This is a genomic window from Neisseria sp. P0022.S010 (genome assembly GCF_051956635.1).
On record NZ_JBQCXF010000530.1, the window covers coordinates 1 to 2,018 of the forward strand.

At 41.4% G+C, this 2,018-nt stretch carries 4 protein-coding genes; all 4 read right to left on the minus strand.

Annotated features, from left to right (window positions below):
- Positions 1-533, minus strand: a 533-nt coding sequence (gene rplA / locus ACTHUT_RS19020; protein WP_440419416.1) for a 50S ribosomal protein L1, incomplete at its 3' end; no start/stop codon positions are given.
- Positions 533-967 (minus strand): 50S ribosomal protein L11, encoded by a 435-nt coding sequence (gene rplK, locus ACTHUT_RS19025; RefSeq protein WP_002220151.1) that lies wholly within the window; start codon positions 965-967, stop codon positions 533-535. The genes rplA and rplK, both read right to left, overlap by 1 nt.
- Positions 968-1,071: 104 nt before the next feature.
- Positions 1,072-1,605, minus strand: a complete 534-nt coding sequence (gene nusG / locus ACTHUT_RS19030; protein WP_003680697.1) for a transcription termination/antitermination protein NusG — start codon at positions 1,603-1,605, stop codon at positions 1,072-1,074.
- A 2-nt stretch (positions 1,606-1,607) separates the two neighbouring features.
- A complete protein-coding gene (gene secE, locus ACTHUT_RS19035; RefSeq protein ID WP_003680696.1) occupies positions 1,608-1,883 on the minus strand; it encodes a preprotein translocase subunit SecE in 276 nt (91 codons plus the stop codon).
- Positions 1,884-2,018: the final 135 nt, after the last annotated feature.

Here is a 2,018-nt window from a genome sequence, read left to right on the forward strand (position 1 = left end):
GCACGACCGATAGTTGCATGAACGATACCGGCTTTATCTGTACGGTATTGTACTTGACCTGCTTTTGCATTTTTAACTGCTTCAGCAACGTTAGGAGTAACAGTACCTACTTTAGGGTTTGGCATCAAACCACGAGGACCCAAGATGGTACCCAATTGACCAACGATACGCATTGCATCAGGAGAAGCAATAACAACGTCAAAGTTCAAGTTACCAGCTTTGATTTCAGCAGCCAGATCTTCAAAACCGACAATATCTGCACCAGCTTCTTTAGCAGCATCTGCATTTGCACCTTGAGTAAATACAGCTACACGAGTTGTTTTACCGGTACCTTTAGGCAGAACGACTGAACCACGAATAACTTGGTCAGATTTACGAGGATCAACACCCAGGTTGAAAGATACGTCAACAGACTCGTCGAATTTAGCAGTAGCAGCTTTTTTAACCAAAGCAATTGCTTCATCGATTGCGTACAGTTTGTTAGCTTCAACAGAAGAGCGCAGAGCTTTCAAGCGTTTAGATACTTTAGCCATTATACTACACCCTCCACATCCAAGCCCATTGAGCGAGCAGAGCCAGCGATAGTACGAACAGCGGCATCCAAGTCAGCAGCAGTTAAATCAGGCTCTTTAGTTTTAGCAATTTCTTCTAACTGAGCGCGGGTCAATTTACCCACTTTGTTAGTCAGAGGATTAGAACTACCTTTTTGCAGACCAGCAGCTTTTTTCAACAAGATAGAAGCTGGTGGGGTTTTCATCACAAATGTGAATGATTTATCTGCAAATGCAGTGATCACGACTGGAATTGGCAAACCAGGCTCCATACCTTGGGTTGCAGCATTAAATGCTTTACAGAATTCCATGATGTTCAAACCACGTTGACCCAAAGCAGGACCAACTGGGGGAGATGGATTGGCTTTACCTGCAGGAATTTGCAGTTTGATGTAGCCGATAATTTTCTTTGCCACTTAAGGACTCCTAAAAACGGGTATAACGCGGAACCATTCCGCTTCCCAAACAGAATTTGCGATTATATCCGCTTAAAAAAAAAATTTCAAGCGAATTAAACCACTTAAATCTTTTCAACCTGACCGAACTCTAATTCAACCGGTGTTTCACGACCAAAAATCTGAACTGAAACACGCAGTCTATTACGCTCGTAGTTAACCTCATCAACAATCCCATTGAAATCAGCAAATGGACCCTCATTCACACGAACCTGCTGACCAACCTCGAATTCAACTTTTGGTTTTGGCTTCTCAACACCTGTTTTGGCTTGTTGCAAAATAGCATCTGCATCTTTTTGAGAAATTGGGATTGGACGATTTCCGCTACCACCTACAAAACCATTTACTCGAGGGGTACTCTTAACCAAGTGCCATGAGTCATCGGTCATTTCCATTTCAACCAACACATAGCCTGGATAGAATTTACGCTCACTGATGGTTTTTCGGCCATTCTTGATATCTACCACTTCCTCTACAGGAACAAGAATCTGACCGAAATATTCTTCCATGTTTTCACGAGCAATACGCTCTTTCAATGTTTTTTGAACATTTTTCTCGAAACCGGAATAGGCCTGTACCACATACCAACGCTTTGACATCTTTACCCTTTCCTATTTAATAAAACATCAAAAAACAACCATGAAATAATTGTATCTGCCGCATAAATGAAGGCTGCTAAAACTGCAACGAAGATAATCACAAATACAGTCATTTTGACCGCTTCATCACGGCTCGGCCAAACTACCTTCTTAAACTCAGTCCAAGAGCTCTTAAAATATGCAAACAGACCTTCTTTCTTTTCAGGAGCCGGCTTATTACTTACCACAACTTCCTTTTTCTGATGGTCTTCTTTGCGTCCAGACGGATGTTCTGTCATCTTTACTCACTTATCAATACCCCACCCGCCTTCATTTTAGATAGTGGCATTGATCCATTAATTAATTCCAAATAATCTTAAAACTTAAGTACAAAAAAATTAACCGGCACAAGGCCGGTTAATTTTTTATTTGGC

What these genes read in the sequence shown, in the direction of transcription:
- nusG (WP_003680697.1), bottom strand. Translation starts at nt 1,605, where the DNA reads ATGTCAAAGCGTTGGTATGTGGTACAGGCCTATTCCGGTTTCGAGAAA.
- secE (WP_003680696.1), bottom strand. Translation starts at nt 1,883, where the DNA reads ATGACAGAACATCCGTCTGGACGCAAAGAAGACCATCAGAAAAAGGAA.